The organism is Streptomyces sp. NRRL S-118, from assembly GCF_000716335.1.
Lineage (GTDB): Bacteria > Actinomycetota > Actinomycetes > Streptomycetales > Streptomycetaceae > Streptomyces.
Genome location: NZ_KL591032.1, coordinates 42,957 through 61,835 on the forward strand (window position 1 = coordinate 42,957; position 18,879 = coordinate 61,835).

Consider the following 18,879-nt stretch of genomic DNA (forward strand, 5'->3'; position numbering starts at 1 on the left):
GGTGGTGGTCGGTGCCGGACGGCGGTGGATGATCGCCCGGCGGTGGAGGAAGGGCTGGGCCGTGGGGTAAGGGCTTGGTGGTGGGGGAAGGGCTTGGTGGTGGGGGAAGGGCTTGGCGGGCCCCGTCCGGCGGGCCGGGCGGCGCGGGTCGAGCCGTGTCCGACCGCCGCGGTTCCGCTGGGCGGGCTTTCGCCGGCATCAGCCGGCCGACGGGGTCCGCCAGGAGCTGAGGCGCCGCTCCAGGGCGACCAGGAGCTGGTTGAACACCACGCCGATCGCGGAGATCGTGATGATCCCGGCGTACATCTGCGTGATGGCGAAGTTGTACTGGGAAGCGTTGATCAGGTACCCCAGTCCCGCCTTCGCGCCGATCATCTCGGCGGCGACCAGGACGAGGATGGACACGGCTCCCGCGAGCCTGATGCCGGTGAACACCGCCGGTACGGACGCGGGCAGGATCACCTTCTGGAAGAGCCGTACCGCGGGCAGGTCGAGCGACCGGGCCAGCCGCAGCAGCGTCGGGTCCACGGACCGGACCGCGCTGATGGTGCTCAACAGCACCGGCCAGGTGCAGGCGTACACGACGATGGAGATCTTCGACGTCTCACCGATGCCGAGCAGCAGCACGAACACCGGCAGCAGGGCGAGAGCGGCGGTGTTGCGGAAGACCTCCAGCAGCGGCCCGAGGAGGTCCGCGACGGGCCGGTACCAGCCGATCAGCAGCCCCAGGGGGACGGCGAGCGCCACCGCGATCCCGAACCCGCTGAGGGAGCGGGTGAGGCTTGCCTGCGCGTGGGCGGCGAGCAGGCCGTCCGCCGCCAGCTGCCACCAGGCCCCGGCGACCTCGCTGAACGGTGGCAGGAACGTCCGGTCGACCAGCCCGGCCCTCGGCGCGGCCTCCCACAGCAGGAGCAGCGCCACGACGGCCGCCGACCTGGTGACGGCTTTGAGGAGCCCGTACACCACCCGGCGGGCCACCGGCCGCAGTGCGGTGCGCCGCGGCGGGGAGGCCGCCGGGACCGGTACCGGGGGCTGCGGCGGCGCCGCGCTCCTCATGGCCTCCACGGACCGGTGGACGTGGTCGGTCGCGACGTCGGTCACGGAACTCATACCGCGGCTCCTTCCCTTTCCTCCTGCTGGGCCCTGGACACCTCGTCGCGCAGCAGGGACCAGATGCGGTGGCGGTAGTGCGCGAACTCCGGGCTCGACCGCGGATCGTCGGTGCTCGTACGGGACGGGAGATCGATCGGAACGACCTCCTTGATCCGGCCGGGGCGGGACGTCATCACCGCCACGCGCTGCCCGAGGTGGACGGCTTCGTCGATGCCGTGCGTGATGAACACGATCGTCTTGCCGGTGCGCTCCCAGATGCGCAGCAGCTCGTCCTGGAGGGACTCCCGGGTCTGGGCGTCCAGTGCCGCGAACGGCTCGTCCATCAGCAGCACGTCCGGGTCGTACGCCAGGCTGCGGGCGATGGCGACCCGCTGCCGCATGCCGCCCGAGAGCTCGTGCGGATGGCGCCCCTCGAAGCCGGTGAGCCCCACCAGGGCCAGGAACTCCCGCGCCCGGGCCGCGCGTTCGCGGCGGGGGACGCCGGTGGCCTCCAGCCCGAACTCGACGTTGCCCTGGGCGGTGCGCCAGGGCAGCAGCGCGTACTGCTGGAAGACGATGCCCCGGTCGAGGCCGGGTCCGGTGACGGGTGAGCCGTCGAGCAGGATGCGGCCGGAGGTGGGCGGGGCCAGGCCGCCGAGCAGGTCCAGCAGGGTGGACTTGCCGCAACCGCTGGGTCCCACCACGACGAGGAACTCGCCCGCACCCACGGTCAGGTCGATGCCGTCGAGGGCGGTGACCGCGGACCGGCCGCCGTCCTTCCCCTTGACGGGGAAGTCCTTCCGCACTCCGTCGAACACGATCTTGGCCGTGTGCGCGGTCACGGGCTCGGACATGGGAATGCTCACCTCCCGCTCGGCGCCGGCGACGCCGGCGCCGAGGTGTTGAAGTCATTGGTGTAGAGGGCGTCGAGCCGGACCCGGCCGCGGTCGATGTCACCGCGGTCGGCCAGCCAGTCGATCCAGAGCTGCAGATCCTTGCCCGTGATGCGCCCGCCGGGCTCGGCCACGCCGTAGGACTTCCAGTAGCGGAGCGTCCCGGTGTCCTCGTTGCGTCCGCGCTTCTTCACGATCCGCGTCATACGGGCGACCACCTCGGCCCGCGGGGTGGTGCGCGACCAGTCGAGCGCCCGGCCCACGCCGGTGACGAACGTCCGTACGGTGTCCGGGTTCTGCTTGATGAACCGTTCGGTCATCACGTAGGTCCCGGCGCTGAAGGAGCCCAGCAGCTGATGGTCGGTGAACAGCTGCCGCAGCCCTCCGCCCGCCAGCGCCTTGTCCCGCAGGACACCGCTCAGCACCGCGACGTCGATCTGCTTCTGCCTCAGGGACTGCTCGGTGTTCACCGGTGGCACGACCAGCGGCTCCACCTTGTCGGCGTCCGCGGCGGAGAGGCCGCCCCGCTGGAGGTAGATGTCGAGCATGGCCTCGGAGTGCGCTCCGAGGGTGTTCATGCCGACCTTCCTGCCGATGAGGTCACGGGCGGTGCGGATCGGGCTGTCGGCGCGTACGTAGTAGCCGCTGTAGGCGTCCTCGTCGGAGCCGTAGTAGCTGATGACGGATTTGATCGGCGCGCCGTTGGCCGCCAGCTTCACCACCGCGCCGTTGAAGGCGCCGCCGAAGTCGGTCTGGCCGGTGGCCGCCGACTGGATGTCCTGGGGACCGCTGATGGTGTTGCCGACCCACTCCAGTTTCACGTCCTGCAGATAGCCGAGGTCCTCCGCCAGTTCGGGCACGGTGACCTGGCCGGTCCAGCCCTGGTAGCGCAGGGTCCTGGTCCCGCCCTTGCCGGACGGGCCGCCGCCCGCGGCCGTGCCGCAGCCGACCGCCACCGCGGAGAGGCCGACGAGGCCGAGGAAGTGGCGCCGGTTCAATGGTGACAACGTGCTCATGGGAACGTCCTGTGGGAGGAGGAGGGATGGGGAGTCAGGGGGCGGTGGCGAGGGCGAGCGGGCCCCGGCCTGCGAGCGCATGGGCGAAGCCGTCCACGGCCTGGAGCAACCGCAGTTCGGCTTCCGGATCGATGCGGCACGCGCCCGCTCCGACCCGCTCGATCGCGCTGTCGAGCAGGAACGCCCCGGGGACGACATGGCGGGCGCCGAGCGCGGAGAGCACCGGGCGGAGGGCGTAGTCCATGGCGAGCATGTGGGCGAGGCTGCCGCCGGTCACCAGCGGGAGCACGGCCTTCCCCGCCAGCCCGGATTGCGGGAGCAGGTCCAGGAACACCTTCAGCAGACCGCTGTAGGACGCCTTGTACACGGGCGTGGCGACGACGACGCCCTCGGCGCGGGCCACCGCCTCCAGCGCGAGCCGCACCTGCGGGTGCGCGGCCGACCCGGTGAGGAGCTCGGGCGCGGGGAGACCGCGGACCGCGATGTGCTGGACGGCCTGCCCGCCGGCCGCGAGCCGGTGCAGGACGTAGTCCGCCGCGCGGGCGGTGCGGGAATCGGCGGACGGACTCCCGGAAAGGGCGACGACGGACGACAACACGACCTCCTGGAGGAATGACGGCAGCGCGATGCCGGAACCACGGCGCGATGCCGGGAAGAGGAAACGGAAAAGGGAACAGGAAAAGGGGAAGGGAAAAGGGGAACGAAAAGGAGGGAGGAGAGCTCACCGGCACCGCGGCGGCAGCAGGGCCACCCGCGGAGGGGAGGGGGACGGCGTACGGGGCGGGCCGGGGCGGGCCCGCGGGGGACGCCTAACAGCCGCAGAGATCGAACGCACAGAGGGCGCTGGCGTGCCGTCGGAGATCGACGTGCCGCCGCGCGGAGAAGTTCGCTGACTGGCTCACGTCCATGAGGCTGGCAGCGCGAATCAGCCACGTCAATGCGGAAACCCACGCCGTCTCACATTCTGATTTCCCCGCCACGTGCGTGAAGTACGCCGTTCACAATGCCGCCGTGCGGCCAGGTCCGGCCCGGGCACCGGACGCTCCTGTCGGGTCCGCCTCCCCCGCTCCCCTCCCCCGGCCTCCTCCGCCGTCGCCGCTCGACCGGAGGGCCGGACAGCCGGGCGACTGCGGCGCATCAGTCGTCCTTATGCACGCTCCAAGTGATCGTTTCGGAACGGGCACCATGCGTAATGGCGGCAATTCCTTGGAGTGAGAGATTCCGCTGACGTCGAGTCAAATAGCGCCCTCACACATCTCGATCGGATAACGAGGAGCTTAAAAAGGGCTAGACCAATCACCTGGATGTGCGGTAACTCCCTTGGCGCGCTAGCGGTTTGATGTGTCGTCATTTCGAACCACCGGGTAACGGAACGCACACATTCTTTGGCCCCTCTATGTCTGATTTTTCCTCGCCGGTGTTCTGGCAAGCTTCCGCGCACCGTTCTCCGATCAAGGAAGAGGTGCCACTTGTCAGGACGTCGAAGACTGCAGCCCCAACGGCGTAAGCGCCGCGGGCTCATACTCGCGACGGCAGCCGTCGCGACCATGGCGGTCGTGGGAGGCGTGGCCTACGAAGCCACCAGGCCGGCAGCCGGGACGGACCGCCCGCTGCCGCTGGCGCAGTCGGCGGATACGCCGGCCGCGGCCCCCGAACCGGCCGCCGGGCCGACGCGGGAGAAGGAACCCGAACCCCTCACCAAGAAGCCGAAGAGCGAACCCGCCCGGGGTCTCGTCTACGAAGGCCTGACACCCGCGCCCGAGGGGGATCCGTGCGCCGGTGTCTACCGGACCACAGCCGGCCACTGCACCCACGGGCCGGACGCCCCGCCGAAGGGCGTCGACATCAAGAAGGACACGCCTCCGGCCGTGAAGGCGTCCGTCCCGGCCGAGGACCCGGCCGCCGAGCCGGAGCGCGACGGTTCCGGCACCGAGCCGTCCGGTTCCAAGCCCTCCGGCGCCGAACTGCCCCGGACCGCCACACCGGCGCTCGACGCAGGAGCCCCCAAGGCGGGCGGCCCGCCGGCCGCCGGCGGCTCGGACTCCGGCTCAGGCTCCGGCTCCGGCTCCGGCTCCCGTAAGGCGAGCGCGAACGGCCCCGCCGGACAGACGGTGCAGTGCGACGGGGACGGCACCAGCGGAAACCGCGTCCAGGTCGTCTACGTCCACGCTCCCGGGAGGGACCGGTACGCCACGTACCTGCCGTCGTTCCGCAAGTGGTCGGCCGACGCCGACCTGATCTTCTCCGAGAGCGCCAAGGACACCGGCGGCGTGCGGCACATCCGCTACGTGACCGGTTCCGACTGCGTGCCGACGGTGCTCAACATCGAGCTCCCCGAGTCCGCTCTGGCCGAGTTCAGCGCCATGAACCGGGCGCTCGCCGCCCGGGGCATGGACCGCCGTGACCGCAAGTACATGATCTTCGCCGACGCGCAGGTCTACTGCGGCATCGGTACCTTCGCGGGCGACGAGCGGCCCGGCCCGAGCAACCTCAGCAACTTCGGCCCCTCCTACGGTCGTACGGACACCGGCTGCTGGGGCGGACACACCGCCGCCCACGAACTGGGCCACAATCTGGGCGCGGTCAACAACAGCGCACCCAACACGAGCCGCGGCGCCCACTGCACCGACGAGTGGGACGTGATGTGCTACTCGGACAGCCCGTACTACCCGCGGATGCGCTCCATCTGCCAGGACGGCGCCTACGAGAACCGGCTGGACTGCAACCACGACGACTACTTCCACACCAGTCCGCGGCCCGGCAGCTACCTGGCCACGCACTGGAACATCGCCGACAACCAGTTCCTCATGAGGAACAGAGGCACCGCCCAGCCCGATCCGACACCCACCCCCACACCCACGCCCACCCCGACGGGCGGGCCGACGACCGGGCCCTCCACGGCGCCCACGGTCACCGTCGGGCAGATCGCGCCGGACTCCGTGGTGGCCACCTGGAAGGCCGCCGACAACGCCGCCTGGTACCAGTTGTTCCTGGACGGCAAGCCCCTCGGGTGGGTGCAGACGACCAGCGCCCGCGTCTACAACCTGAAGCCCGGCACCGACTACACCCTGGCCGTCTCCGTACGGAACGCGTCCGGGCGTGACACCGGCCCCGGCAGGGCCACGGCCTTCCGCACCGCCGGCAACGGCGGGGGCGCCACTCCGAACACGCGGTACCTGCTCACCAACGGCGCCACCGGTACGGCGGCGGAGATCTGGGGCGGCCGGACCGCCGACGGAACCGTCCTCGTCGGGTCGCAGCGCAACGGGTACGCACAGCAGCAGTGGTACGTCGACGACGCGGGCAACGGCTTCAGCCGCCTCCGCTCGGCCGCGTCGGGCAAGTGCCTCCAGACCGGTGGTACGGCCGGCCCGGGAATGTGGGTCTCCCAGCAGCCGTGCGCGAGCGTCGCCGCCCAGCAGTGGAAGCTCGCTCCGAGCGGCAACGGCGTGACGATCACCGCCGGTTCGAGCCGCTACGTCCTCGGCGTCAGCAACCGGCCGTACTACGGCTCGTGGCTGATCGAGCTCCAGCACGCGGTCGCGGGCCCCGCGCAGGTCTGGACGCTGCAGAAGTCCGCCTGATCCCGAACGCCGGCTCCGGCCGGCGATGACGGCCGACGGACGGCACACCGCCGTCCGTCGGCCCCTCACTTCCCTCACGTCTCCTCGGAGGACGACTGTGCACACCACGCGTTCGGCGGCCGCTGCCGCCGCCTGGGCGGTGGCCGCCGTGGCCGCCCTCGGCACCGGCACCGCCGTGGCCCACGGCGGCACCCTGGCCGTCGACATCGCCGGACACGAGCGGGGGCGTGTCACGGCCCTGGTCACCTGGGAGAACGACAAGGACTCCGTCGACGAGCGGGTCGCCGCGACCGTCAGCGCCGTCAGCGCCGACGGAACCCGTACCGCCGGGCCCTGGATCCTGGTCCGCGACCCCGCCGACGCGAAGCGTTTCACCACGGCCCAGGCGCTGCCGCCCGGCCGGTGGAAGGTCACGGTGGAGGCGGGGCACCCGGCCCTCGGCCGGGACGAAGCGGACATCACGGTGGCCGCCCCACCGCCCCCGTCCGCAGCCCCCGCCTCCGTACCGTCCGCCTCCCCGCCCTCCGCCTCCGAGCGGTCCGCCTCCGCGCCGTCCGCCTCCGCGCCGTCCGCTCCCTCGTCGGCGGCACCTCGGCGGGCGGCGGAGCCCGCTGCCGAGCCGGTCCGGGCCGGCCGCGCCGCGCAGGCGGCGGACCCGGACGGCGGGGCGGGGACGCCGTGGACGGTCCCGGCTGCTGCCGCCGGTGCCCTGGCGGCCCTCGGCGCGGCCGCCCTCCTCGTCGTGCGGCGGCGCAGGTCCCGCCCCCGGCGGTGACCCGGTCCGCGGCCGGACCCGCGAGAAGCGTGCCCGTAGGGCCCGGTGACACTTCGTCAGGGCACCGGACAGTGGCGTGAACGGCAGCGGGGCGGCAACCGACGCCGATCGNNNACGCCGATCGGCGTCGGTTGCCGCCCCGCCGGCGTCCCGCTACCGGGACGCCGGACCGGCGAGCGCCGGGATCAGGCCACGGGGGCCGGGAAGGTCGGGTACTCCACCCCGGAGACGTGCTGGACGACACGGATGACCTGGCAGGAGTAGCCGAACTCGTTGTCGTACCACAGGTAGAGGATGGCGTTGTCGCCGTCGACCTTGGTGGCGCCGGCGTCGACGATCGAGGCGTGGCGGGAGCCGATGAAGTCGCTGGAGACCGCGTCGGGTGCCGTGGTGAAGTCGATCTGGCGCTTGAGCGGCGAGGTCAGCGACACGTTGCGGAGGTAGTCGAGGACCTCCTCGCGGGTGGTCTCGCGGCCGAGCCGCAGGCTCAGGATCGCGATCGAGACGTCCGGCACCGGAACGCGGATCGAGCTGCCGGTGATCGGCGCCTTGAGGTCGGGCAGCGCCTTGGCGACGGCGGACGCGGCACCGGTTTCGGTGATGACCATGTTGAGCGGCGCCGAGCGGCCGCGGCGGTCGGCCTTGTGGAAGTTGTCCAGCAGGTTCTGGTCGTTGGTGAACGAGTGGACGGTCTCCACGTGACCGCGCAGCACACCGTACTCGTCCGCCATCGCCTTCAGCGGCGGCACGATCGCGTTGGTGGTGCAGGAGGCGCAGGACAGGATCTGCTCGTCCGGCTTGATGGTGTCGTGGTTGACGCCGTGGACGATGTTGGGGACGTCGCCCTTGCCCGGAGCGGTCAGGACGACCTTGTCGATCCCCGGCCGCAGGTGCTTCGACAGACCCTCGCGGTCCCGCCACTTGCCGGTGTTGTCGATGAGGATGGCGTCCTTGATGCCGTACGCCGTGTAGTCGACCTCGGTCGGGTCGTTGGCGTAGATCACCTTGATCTCGTTGCCGTTGGCGATGATCGTGCTGCTCGCCTCGTCGACGGTGATCGTGCCCTGGAACTGGCCGTGGATCGAGTCGCGGCGCAGCAGGGAGGCGCGCTTGACGATGTCCTGGTCGCCGCCCTGGCGGACGACGATGGCGCGCAGGCGCAGGCCGTTGCCGGAACCCGCCTTCTCGATGAGCAGGCGGGCGACGAGGCGGCCGATGCGGCCGAAGCCGTAGAGGACGACGTCACGGCCCTCGCCGCGCTCGATCTTGTCGGCGCCGGTGGCGCCGGCGACGGCCTCGGCGGTGAACTCCTCCACCGACAGACCGCGGTCGTCGGTCCCGTACGTCGCGGCGAGCATGCCGATGTCGATCTGCGACGGTCCGAGGTCGAGCGTGGTGAGGGCCTGCAGGAAGGGCAGCGTGTCGGTGACGGAGAGCTCCTCACCGGCGATCTGACGGGCGAATCGGTGGGTCTTGAGGATGCTGACCACCGACTTGTTCACCAAGGAGCGGCTGTGGACCAGGACGGTGACGTCCCGCTCCCGGTGCAGCTTCCCGATGATCGGGATCATCGACTCCGCGATTTCCTCGCGGTTCTTCCAGTTGGTGAACGAGTCGTCGTTGACAGTCACAGGCGTATCTTTCGAGCTAGGCGGCGCTCATATGCTAACCCGTCGCCTGTTCGATCATTCACCGGGGTGTAGGTATGGGGGTTGGGGATGGTATGCCCCGATCTGTTATGCCCCCCGCTCCGGCCGCCGGGTCAGTGGGCGAGTGCCTCGTCCAGGTCGCTCAGCCAGTGGGTGACGGTCACGTCGTCGGTCTTGTAGGTACCGGGCGGGAGCGTCAGGGAGACCGAGGGGCCGGTGGAGCCCGATCCGTCGCGCGGCGCGAACAGCACGCCGAGCCGCGCCACGGTGCGGCCGTTGACCTCGCTTCCCGTCCGCTCCCCCACCATCACCACGGAGGCGTACGCGGATTCCCCCGGCGCGAGCCGGATCACGCTGTGCCCGCGGGTGCCGTCGTCGACGGCGGTGGCGGCCTGGTCCTCGTCGAACCGCAGGAGCGGTGCGCCGTACAGGTCGCAGGGTACGGAGCCCCGGTTGGTGGTCGTGAGCAGCAGGTGATTGATGGGGCGGGCCGGCCGCTTGACGTCGACGGCGTTGTTGGCCCCGGTGCAGGTCACGACCGGGCCGCGGGCGCCGTCCGCGCCGTCGGCGGTACCGCCGCTCCCCGCTCCCCGGTCGCCCGCGGCCGAGCCGTTGCCCTTGCTGCCGGGGCGCGGCGTCGCCGTGCCGGTGGCCCGGTCACCGCCGGTCCCGGCCGGGCCACCGGACCCGGAAGCGTCCGGCGCGGAGGAGGCGGAGGAGGCGGCGGACCCGCCGGCCTGCGGCGTGCCCGAAGCGGAGCGTTCGGCTGCCGCGTTCCCGGACTCGCACGCGGTGGTGGCGAGTGCGGCTGCGAGGGCGATGGCCGCGAGGGCCGTGGCGCGCGTGGTCTTCGTACGCATGGTGATCTCTTGCTTCCCGTCGGAGTGGATGCCGGTGACGATCGGTCAGCGCGTGTCCCGGGGCGCCGGGACGGCGAAGCGCGCTGCGACGGCCGGGGCCCGGTGCGGCGGTGGGATGCGGTGCTCCAGTCCCGACGCCGTGCGGCCCGGATGGCTGAACACACCATGCTGTGCTGTTCGTTGTCCCAGCCATCCGGTGGCGACAATACGGGAGGCTGGAACGCTCGTACCGGGCTCGGCCTGGGGAAACACACATCCCCTGGAATGCGTTCCAGGAACATCCCAGGGGATGCGAACGAAAGGATCACGAGGGGTGGGGACCGGGACGGAAGCCTTCGCGGGCTTTCTGCGCGAGTTGAAGGAACGATCCGGGCGCAGTTACGGCACGCTCGCCAAACAACTGCACATGAGCACGTCGACGCTGCACCGCTACTGCAACGGTGACGCCGTGCCGACCGAGTTCGCACCCGTGGAGCGCTTCGCCCGGTTGTGCGGAGCGGACCGTGAGGAGCTCGTACGGCTGCACCGCAACTGGATCGTCGCGGACGAGGCGCGGCGCCGGGGGAGGACGGGCGGGGCGGCGGCTCCGGAGGAGGCTGCCGCCGCCCAGGCGGAACCGAGCGTCTCGCCGGTTCCGCGCGCGCAGTCGGAACCGGACGCACCCGCGAAACCCGGCTCATCCGGCTCGTCCGGCTCATCCGGCTCATCCGGCTCATCCGGCTCGGTGGCCGCGGACGCCGCGCACGTGGTCCGTGACGCCGCGGCCGGCGCGGCCAGGGCCCGCGAGGCCCTCGCCGGCGCGCCCGCGGCGGCCGATCGGCCGGCACCGTCCCGCGGGGCCGGGCCCGTGGGTGACACCACGGCCGTGGACGACGAGCCCCCCGGGACGCCGGCCGGACCCGGCGGTCCGGCTCCGAACCTGCCCGCGCTTGCCGGAGCCCCGGCGGCTCGCGGGCGCGTCCGGCTGCGAACGCTGGCCGCCGTGGCCGCCGGGGTCCTCCTCACGGCGTCCGGCGTCGCCTTCGCGGTGAGTGACACGTCCGTCGTCGCGTGGCAGGACCCGGCTCGGGAGGCGCCGCACACCCCGGTGCCGTCCGCTGCCGGCAACGGCGCCGGAAGCGATGCCCCAACCAGTACCGGAACCAGCGGCGCAGGCCGGGCCGCGAGCAGCCCTGCCGCCCCGGCGATGCCCGAGCCGCCGCGCGCGAGCGCCACTCCGGCACCTTCCGGCGGTGCACTCGGCACCCGTACCACCCCGGCGCCGCCGGGGGACGGAGCCGGGCAGCGGCAGGCCGGGCCCGTACCACTGACGGCGGATGTGCGCCCGTACATCTGGAAGGACCCGTGCAGCCAGGCGTACGTCGTGAACCGGCCGCCCACCGCCGTCCCGCCGCCGCCGTCCATGCAGGACGCCCGTGGCTGGGTCAGCGCCCTGGGGGGCGTACCCGCGGGAGAGATGCTGATCGAGGTGGTGCTCCAGGGCACCGGCGAGGAGACCGTGGTCCTCAAGGACCTGCACGTCCGCACGGTCGAGAAGACGGAGCCCCGCCCGGGGAACGCCTATGTGATGGGGGTCGGCTGCGGCGGGGGCGTGGGTCTGCAGAGCCTGGACGTCGACCTGGACGCGGCGCGGCCGCGGCCGGTGCCGGTGGCCGGCTACAACGGCGACCGGTTCCTGCCGGCGACGGACTTCCCGTACAAGGTCTCCGCCGACGATCCGCACGTCCTGAGGATCAGCGCGCATACGGCCGACCGGATGGTGCGCTGGTACCTGGAGCTGGAGTGGAGCAGCGGCGGCCGGAGCGGGACGCTGCGGCTGGACGACCGCGGACGGCCGTTCACCACGAGCGCGGCCACGAAGCTGCCGGCCTACCAGTTCCCCCTCGGTGCGAGCGCCTGGGAGCCGCACCGGACGAACGAGGGCTGATCCCGTACGCCCCGCCGCGGTGGGCCGCCCCGGCAGGCTCCTCCCGGGGGGTGGCGGTCGCCGCGCGTCGTACCGCTCTCCGGCAGGCTGGTACGAGTGACAGCAGACGCGCGGCGGCCGGCCCTCACGCCCGACGGACGGTACGTCGTCATCAACGGCGGACGCCGGCGGGCGACGGACCCGGACATTCCCGGCGACGCGGCCGCGCGGCTCCGGTCCCGCCTGATGGCGGCGCGCCACGCGGTCGGCGCCGCCCGGCGGGCCCGGGACGTCGAGGGGGAACGCGCCGCCCGGGCCCGTGTGCACACGGCGAAGGTCGCGCTGGGCGAGCGCGGCGCGCCCAGGTGGGAACAGCCGGACGCGGAGCGGCGCACCCGCTGGACCCGCCTGCGGACGGCTCATCCCCTCCACGACCCTCTGCGATGGAGCGTGACGACGCGGCGGGCGCTTGCCGGCAGGGCTCCGCCCCCGGCCGCGGCACGAGGCGACGGCCAGGGGCGGTGCGGTTCTCTGGTGGAGGCTAGGGCGCCATCTCGTAGGCACCGGCCAGCGCCTCGACGCGCTCCCAGACCCGCGCCGACCGCGCCTCGTCCACGACCGGGCGGCGTACGGCGCCGAGCGACCAGAGCTGCTGCTGCTCGGTGGCGGAGTCCTTGCCGTGCAGTTCGACGGCGTGCGCGGAGAAGTCGCGGACGAGGACGGCGAACAGCTCGTCCAGCACGTCCCCGTCCAGGTCCGTCAGCCGCGCCTGCTCGAGGATCAGCTGGCCGTGGACCACGAGCGCGAACAGCTGCCCGACCGCAAGGAGGAGGTCCAGGTCACGGCTCTGCTCCTCGTCGGGGGCGGCGGTGGTGACGAACTCGCACAGGGCGTCGGCCTGTTCGCGGAAGCGGCCGACGTTGGGCAGGTGGGCGTACGCGTCGAAGGCGGGGCGCCAGTCGTGGAAGCGCACGGAACCCAGGCCGCGGGCCGGGCCCTGCCGGAAGAGGAACGCGTCGTCGGCGGCGTCGAGCCGGGTCGGGACGGGCTCGTACGCGACGGGGTCCAGCAGGTGGTTGCGCATGAACTTGAGGATCAGCGCGAGGTTGACGTGGACCGTGCCCTCCAGCTTCGGGAGCCCCCGGATCTCGACGGCGGCCTGGGCGAAGTAGTTGTCCTTCTCGAAGCCCTTGGCGGCGATGACGTCCCACATCAGGTCGATGACCTTCTCGCCCTCCGTGGTGACCTTCATCTTGGTCATCGGGTTGAAGAGGAGGTAGCGGCGGTCGTCGGGGCCGGCCGAGCGGAAGTAGTCGACGGCGCGGTCGCTGAACAGCTTCATGCCGACGAGGCGGACGTACGCGTCGGTCAGCTCCCGGCGCACGTGCGGGAAGGCGGTGACGGGCCGCCCGTAGAGGATGCGGCCGTGCGCGTGCGTGACGGCCTCGTACATGGCGTGCTCGCAGATGCCGATCGAGGCGGTGCACAGGTTGAACTTGCCGACGTTGACCGTGTTGAGCGCGGCGTCGAAGGCGGCGCGGCCGGTGTGCAGGACGTCCTGCGGGGCGACCGGGTAGTTCTCCAGGCGGAACTCGCTGACGTACTTGGAGGAGTCGACGACGTTCTTCACCAGGTGGTACGCCGGGTGGCGGCTGTCGGCGGCGAAGAAGACGTAACCGTCGGGGCCCTCGACGTCGGTGCGGCGGCCGAAGACGGAGACGAGGCCGGCGGCGTTGCCGTTGCCGATGTAGTACTTGGAGCCGGTGGCCCGGAAGCCGCCCTCGCCGTCGGGCTCCAGGAGCATGTCGGTGGAGTAGATGTCGGCGCCGTGGGCCTTTTCGGACAGACCGAAGGCGAACACCTCGCCCTGGGAGAGCAGCTCGGCCGCGCGGGCGCGGGCAGCGGCGTTGTCGCTCTGCCAGACGGGTCCGAGGCCGAGGATGGTGACCTGCCAGGCGTACCAGTAGTCGAGCCCGTAGAAGCCGAAGATCTCGTTGAGGGCGGCGATGCGGGCGGTGTCCCACCGCTTGTCCTGCTGCCCGGCGCCCTCAGCGGCGGACGCGGGGGTGAGGAAGGTCGCGAAGAGTCCTTCCTTGGCGGCGAAGGCCAGGAAGTCCGCGAGCCAGGCCCGGGAGCGGTAGTCCTCGATCAGCCTGCGCTTGCCGCGCTCCTCGAACCAGTCCACGGTGGCGCGCAGCAGCCTGCGGGTCTCGGGGTCGAAGTGAGCGGGGTCGTACGTGCGCGGGTTGAACAGCAGCGGGTCGGCCATGGGTGTCCGCCTTTCCGGCTCGGTATGAGGGTGATGGTGCTGAGGGTGGTCGTGGCGGCCCGGTTCACTGCCCGGAACCGAGCCGGCGGAGGGTGGCGAGGACGTCGTCGAGCCAGGCGACCGTCATCCGCTCGTAGGCGATGCCGCCGCGCAGGACGACGTGCTGGAGCTCCCGGCCGGCATCGGGCACCGCGGAGCCGCCCGGGGCGTCCGGTCCGGTGAAGTCGCGCTCCTCCCCAGCCAGGTAGTGCGCGAGCCGCTCGGAGTGCACCTGCCGGTATCGCTCCACCTCGCGGATCAGGGCTGCGGGGTCGTCGAAGGCCGCCCCCCGGATCTTCACGGCGAGGTCGTGGCGGACACTCTCGGGTTCGATCGGCTCGTGCAACCACCGGGAGAGGACGTCCCGGCCGAGGGCGGCGACGGAGTACTCCTTCTTGTCCGGGCGGCCCTGCTGCGGGACCTCGCGGACGTCGATCCAGCCGTCGCTCTCCATGCGCTTGAGCACGCGGTAGATCTGCTGGTGCGTGGCGGTCCAGAAGTACCCGATGGACCGCTCGAACCGCCGGGCCAGCTCATAGCCGGAGCCGGGCTTCTCCAGGAGGGAGACGAGGATCGCGTGGTCGAGCGCCATGCCCCGATCTTCTTATGCAACTCGTTGCATAGACAAGCGCCGGGGCACGGGTGAGACACGGCTCACCCGGCGCCGCCTCCGCCCGGCTCTGTTCCCGGGCCGGCCGGGCGCGGTACGGGGCCCCTTGCCACCGGCCCGCGTCCCGGGCCCGCGCACCGGACGTCACACCGGCGGGACGACCCCCGTGACACCGGCCCGCACCGCCAGGTCCACCGCCGCGGCGAGCCGCTCGGGCGCCACACCCCGCGGGAGCGCCGCCGTGAGGAGCGCCGACACCGCCGCCGCGTCGGCCGTACGCGCCTCCGCGCGCTCGCGGAACCGGGTGACGGCCCCGTACAGCTCCGCCTCCTCCTCACGGGAACGGCCGTCGTCGCCCGCGAGGCAGGCGGCGAGAGCCGTGAACTCCGCCTCGGAGCCCACCCAGGGCGCCGCACCCTCCAGGCCGTCCTCGCTCAGCTCCTCCGGGTAGCGGATGCGGTGCCAGGAACCGTTCTCCCACCAGTAGACGAAGCCGAACAGATTGCCTTCGGCGTCGTCACGCAGTTGCTCCCAGGGCAGCCAGTCCGGACCACCCGCCAGGAAGTCGATCTGCTCCCCTCCGACGTGCGTGTGGCTGCCGTCCGGGTCCTGGCCGACGAAGACGGCGCGCTCCCCGTCGAGCACGGTGAGCCGCCACCAGCCGCACGCTCCGGTCGCATGGCACCACAGCCCGTGCTCGTCGAGGACGTGCTCCGGACGACCGTCGTCACAGGCGCCCTCCAGCAGGGCGAAGGTGACGGCCCGCGCCCACAGGCGCGCAGGGTGGTCGAGGTCCTCGGGGCGGCTGGGCACGTGCACGGGGTGGTTCCTTCCGGTCGGTGTGGGGGTCAGCCTCACACAGCCGGTGAGCCGCTCCCGCATCGGCCCGTACCGTCCGACTGCCCTGCGCGCACCGAAAGTTGTGGACATGATCGCGCCGAGACGCTTAACGTGACGGGTGACGCCCACGACAGCGGAAAGGAGGCGAGTGCCGTGTACCGCTCATGCTGCTTGCGCTCCCTCCCCGCCGGTCCGGCGTCCATGGTCTGACCGGGAGCGCTTCACCCACCTCTCCCGGAGGACACCTCCCATGACCGAAACGGTCGTCCGCGCGCTCGGCACGAGCGACGCCCATCTCTTCGACACCCTGCCCGACCCCCTCGGCGCGCGGGAAGCTCACGCGCGCACCACCCACCGTCCCGAGTGGAAGCGGATCGCGCTCCGCGACGGCAACGTCGTGGCCCGCGGCGCCTGGTGGGGCGGCCCCGACGACACCACCCCGGTGAACATCAACTGGTTCGATGTCGCCGAAGGCGAGGAGGAAGCCGGCGCGCAGCTCCTGCGCACCGCCCCCCACCAGGTCGAACTGGAGCTGAACCTGCCCGCGGGCTGGCGCGGCGACCCGGTGGCCCGCGCCGCGGGCGAGACCCGCCTGAACGCCGCGCGGGCGGCCGGTTACGAGGTGCTGGTCGAGCGGTTCATGTACCGCTGGACCCCGGCCTGCGGTCTGCCGGAGCGGCCGGGGCGGCTCACCTTCGCGCCGGAGCCCGACGACGCCGTCTTCTTCGACGCGCTGCGCCGCATCCACTCGGTGACACTGGACGCGCACGCGCTGCGTGCGATCGCCGAGGGCGGGCTCGACCAAGCGGCCCAGGAGGAGCTGGACTTCTTCCACTGGTGCCCCTCGCCGCGCGAGTGGTGGCAGGTGGCGTACACCCCCGGGGGAGAGCCGGCGGGCATCCACATCCCCGCGCACAATCCCTCCGGACCGTGCGTCGGTTTCATCGGCGTCCTCCCCGAGCAGCGCGGACGGGGCTACGCGTACGATCTGCTGGCGGAGTGCACGCACTTCCTGGCCGAGCGGGGCGCCGAGTTCGTCGCCGGGGCCACGGACCAGGGCAACTTCCCCATGGCCGCGAACTTCGCGAAGGCCGGGTACCCGGTGGTCCTGGAGCGCATCAACCTGGTGCCCGGCGCGCGCGGCTGAGCAGGACGAACCGGCGGACGGAACGGGGGCGCGCCGACCGGGCGCGCCCCCGTTGCCGCGAACCGGCCGAGCCGGTCCGGCCCTCCCTCCCGCCGGGGCACCGGGGCGCGTCCACCCCGGGCCCTGCCGACGTACCGCCGCACCCCGGCGACGTACCGTCAGTCAGTGGCGGCGGCCGCGCAGGCGTCCGATGAGCCGCCGCGCCCGGGCCTGCGTCCGCGGGTCCTGGGCTGCGCGGCGGGTCGCGCTGATCAGCCGCTGCCCCTGGGGCGTACGCGTGAACCGCTTGATGCGTGCCATCACGGTCGACATTCCACTCTCCCTCCGGTGCTGTCCGTTCCGGTGTTGTCCGTCCCGGTCCTGGGGCGTCGTCCGCCCGCTGATCCGCCTACCCCGCGGCACGGCACGGACACCCGCGGTGGTCCGGACGGCGGCGGGTAGACGCACGGCCATGGGTGACATCCTGGTCGGTACGTGTTCCTGGACGGACAAGGCTCTGGTGTCGAGCGGCTGGTACCCCCCGGGGCGCCGCGACGCCGAGGGCCGCCTGCGGCATTACGCGGAGCGCTTCCCGGTGGTCGAGGTGGACTCCACCTACTACGGCCTCCCCCGCCCGCGCAACAGCGAGTTGTGGGTGGAGCGGACACCACCGGGGTTCCTCTTCGACGTGAAGGCCTTCTCCCTGCTCACCGGGCACCCCACGCGTCCGGAGGCCGTCCCCGCTGACCTGCGCCCCGCGCTGCTCCGCGAGGCCGGGTTACGGGGCGGCGCCCGGCCGTGGGGCCGGCGCGTCGCGGACGGGGCGCTGCTCGACGAGGTCTGGGCGCGCTTCGCCGAGGCGCTGCTGCCGCTGCGGTCCGCCGGGCGCCTGGGCAGTGTGCTGTTCCAGTTCCCGCCGTGGTTCCGCGCGGAGACGGCCACGGAGGCGTTCCTCGAACAGTGCCGGGAGCGCGCCCGTGGCTGGCCGGTGGCCGTGGAGTTCCGGCATCCGTCGTGGTGGCAGGAGGACCGGCGGGAGCGCACGTGCGCGCTGCTGCGGGGGCTGGGCGTGGCGGCGGTCGCCGTCGACATGGCGCAAACACTGTCGGTGTCGATACCGCCCGTGGCGCCGGTCACCGCGGAGGAGCTCGCCCTGGTGCGCTTCCACGGCCGTAGCGCGGCGTGGGGGACGGGCTCGAAGGAGGACCGGTTCCGCCACGCCTACACGGCCGGGGAGCTCGCGGCGTGGGTGCCGCGGCTGTGCCGGATGGCGGAGAGGGCGGGCCAGGTGCACGTACTGTTCAACAACTGCTGCGGGGACGCGGCGGTGCGTGCCGCGGAGTGCATGGAGCACATGCTGGCGGGCCGTACGGCCGTGCGGTGACGAGCGGATCCGCCGGCCGCCGGCGGGCCCGCCGCCGCTTTCCGGCCGGGCGGTGCCCCCGGCAGGCCCACCCCGGGTGCGCTCCCCCGCCCACCGGGTCAGGGTGGCACCAGGAGGTGGTACGACGTGGGTATCGAGGATTTCGGAGGCGGGCAGCCGGCCCAGTCGGACGTCCTGGTCGTCACGACCAACGACGTACCGGGCCATCAGGTCCAGCAGGTGATCGGCGAGGTGTTCGGGCTGACCGTACGGTCGCGCCACCTGGGCAGCCAGATCGGCGCCGGGCTCAAGTCGGTGATCGGCGGTGAGCTGAAGGGCCTGACGAAGACGCTGGTCGAGACCCGCAACCAGGCCATGGAGCGGCTGACGGAGCAGGCTCGCGCCCGCGGCGCCAATGCCGTCCTGGCGTTCCGCTTCGACGTCACCGAGGCGGCCGACGTGGGCACGGAGGTCTGTGCGTACGGGACGGCCGTGGTGGTGGCGAAGGTGTAGCCGGCCCTCGTCCCCGGCGGGCGGGGCGGCCCATGTGCGGCGGGCCGCGGGCGTTTCCGGGCCGTTTCCGGGCGTGGCACGGGCCGGCCGGGCGCGCCGGGCGGCGTTCACCGGCCCGGGCCGCCGCCTCCGCACACCGCGGTGGACCGGCGGCCGGGGTCCGGACCGCGGCGGTACAGCGGCGGTGCGGCATCGGCATCGGCATCGGCATCGGCATCGGCATCGGCAGGATGGTCGGCCGAAAGCCGTCGCCCGGCGGAACTGCCTCTGGCCCATGCCTCCGTGGGCTCGGTACTGTCGGGCTTTCCGTAGTCCGCAGGAGCGAGTGATGGCCGCAGCCGAAC

General features: G+C 72.5%; 17 protein-coding genes and 1 pseudogene. 6 read left to right on the plus strand and 12 right to left on the minus strand.

Translation table 11 applies throughout. The features are described from left to right. Positions 1–198: 198 nt before the first annotated feature. The 5 genes from IH00_RS0133755 to IH00_RS45620 form a co-directional block, all read right to left on the minus strand. Positions 199–1,110, minus strand: coding sequence for an ABC transporter permease (locus tag IH00_RS0133755; protein WP_234335068.1), 912 nt, complete (start codon positions 1,108–1,110; stop codon positions 199–201). Continuing rightward, a complete protein-coding gene (locus IH00_RS0133760) occupies positions 1,107–1,946 on the minus strand; it encodes an ABC transporter ATP-binding protein (protein ID WP_031079909.1) in 840 nt (279 codons plus the stop codon). Before IH00_RS0133760 ends, IH00_RS0133755 begins: the two co-directional genes overlap by 4 nt. Positions 1,947–1,954: 8 nt before the next feature. After that, positions 1,955–3,001, minus strand: a complete 1,047-nt coding sequence (locus IH00_RS0133765; RefSeq protein WP_039947702.1) for an ABC transporter substrate-binding protein — start codon at positions 2,999–3,001, stop codon at positions 1,955–1,957. Positions 3,002–3,035: 34 nt separating this feature from the next. Continuing rightward, positions 3,036–3,596 (minus strand): NADPH-dependent FMN reductase, encoded by a 561-nt coding sequence (ssuE, locus tag IH00_RS0133770; protein ID WP_031079911.1) that lies wholly within the window; start codon positions 3,594–3,596, stop codon positions 3,036–3,038. Between the two features lie 214 nt (positions 3,597–3,810). Beyond that, the gene (locus IH00_RS45620) at positions 3,811–3,909 is read right to left on the minus strand and encodes a putative leader peptide (protein ID WP_399432166.1); all 99 of its coding nucleotides are present in this window, start codon (positions 3,907–3,909) and stop codon (positions 3,811–3,813) included. Positions 3,910–4,548: 639 nt separating this feature from the next. On the opposite strand from IH00_RS45620, the gene IH00_RS0133775 reads away from it, so the two are divergent. After that, a complete protein-coding gene (locus tag IH00_RS0133775) occupies positions 4,549–6,585 on the plus strand; it encodes an RICIN domain-containing protein (RefSeq protein ID WP_031079912.1) in 2,037 nt (678 codons plus the stop codon). 97 nt (positions 6,586–6,682) lie between these two features. Beyond that, positions 6,683–7,360, plus strand: a complete 678-nt coding sequence (locus IH00_RS39205; protein WP_031079914.1) for a hypothetical protein — start codon at positions 6,683–6,685, stop codon at positions 7,358–7,360. Between the two features lie 185 nt (positions 7,361–7,545). On the opposite strand, the gene IH00_RS0133785 is transcribed toward IH00_RS39205, so the two are convergent. Both IH00_RS0133785 and IH00_RS42305 read right to left on the minus strand, forming a co-directional pair. Further along, positions 7,546–8,991, minus strand: coding sequence for a glyceraldehyde-3-phosphate dehydrogenase (locus tag IH00_RS0133785; protein ID WP_031079915.1), 1,446 nt, complete (start codon positions 8,989–8,991; stop codon positions 7,546–7,548). A 131-nt stretch (positions 8,992–9,122) separates the two neighbouring features. Further along, a complete protein-coding gene (locus IH00_RS42305) occupies positions 9,123–9,869 on the minus strand; it encodes a DUF4232 domain-containing protein (RefSeq protein ID WP_052411853.1) in 747 nt (248 codons plus the stop codon). A gap of 313 nt (positions 9,870–10,182) precedes the next feature. On the opposite strand from IH00_RS42305, the gene IH00_RS44610 reads away from it, so the two are divergent. After that, complete coding sequence (locus tag IH00_RS44610; protein WP_039947703.1) at positions 10,183–11,796, plus strand: helix-turn-helix domain-containing protein; 1,614 nt, start codon at positions 10,183–10,185, stop codon at positions 11,794–11,796. A 520-nt stretch (positions 11,797–12,316) separates the two neighbouring features. On the opposite strand, the gene IH00_RS0133800 is transcribed toward IH00_RS44610, so the two are convergent. The 3 genes from IH00_RS0133800 to IH00_RS0133810 form a co-directional block, all read right to left on the minus strand. Beyond that, complete coding sequence (locus IH00_RS0133800; RefSeq protein ID WP_031079918.1) at positions 12,317–14,044, minus strand: acyl-CoA dehydrogenase family protein; 1,728 nt, start codon at positions 14,042–14,044, stop codon at positions 12,317–12,319. Positions 14,045–14,108: 64 nt separating this feature from the next. Continuing rightward, positions 14,109–14,675 (minus strand): PadR family transcriptional regulator, encoded by a 567-nt coding sequence (locus IH00_RS0133805; protein ID WP_031079919.1) that lies wholly within the window; start codon positions 14,673–14,675, stop codon positions 14,109–14,111. A 162-nt stretch (positions 14,676–14,837) separates the two neighbouring features. Continuing rightward, a complete protein-coding gene (locus IH00_RS0133810; protein ID WP_031079920.1) occupies positions 14,838–15,512 on the minus strand; it encodes a hypothetical protein in 675 nt (224 codons plus the stop codon). 271 nt (positions 15,513–15,783) lie between these two features. On the opposite strand from IH00_RS0133810, the gene IH00_RS0133815 reads away from it, so the two are divergent. After that, positions 15,784–16,680: a GNAT family N-acetyltransferase gene (locus IH00_RS0133815; protein WP_031079921.1), complete on the plus strand. Its 897-nt coding sequence runs from the start codon at positions 15,784–15,786 to the stop codon at positions 16,678–16,680. A gap of 162 nt (positions 16,681–16,842) precedes the next feature. Here IH00_RS0133815 and IH00_RS43595 read toward each other — a convergent pair whose 3' ends face one another. Next, positions 16,843–16,992: a hypothetical protein gene (locus IH00_RS43595; protein ID WP_199819865.1), complete on the minus strand. Its 150-nt coding sequence runs from the start codon at positions 16,990–16,992 to the stop codon at positions 16,843–16,845. Between the two features lie 139 nt (positions 16,993–17,131). Between IH00_RS43595 and IH00_RS0133825 the strand changes: the two genes are divergently transcribed. Further along, positions 17,132–18,043, plus strand: a complete 912-nt coding sequence (locus tag IH00_RS0133825; protein ID WP_039947704.1) for a DUF72 domain-containing protein — start codon at positions 17,132–17,134, stop codon at positions 18,041–18,043. A 126-nt stretch (positions 18,044–18,169) separates the two neighbouring features. Then, the gene (locus IH00_RS0133830) at positions 18,170–18,535 is read left to right on the plus strand and encodes a YbjQ family protein (protein ID WP_031079923.1); all 366 of its coding nucleotides are present in this window, start codon (positions 18,170–18,172) and stop codon (positions 18,533–18,535) included. Positions 18,536–18,642: 107 nt separating this feature from the next. Here the strand turns inward: IH00_RS0133830 and IH00_RS44620 are convergent. Beyond that, positions 18,643–18,879: pseudogene (locus tag IH00_RS44620) on the minus strand (hypothetical protein); the annotation flags it as partial.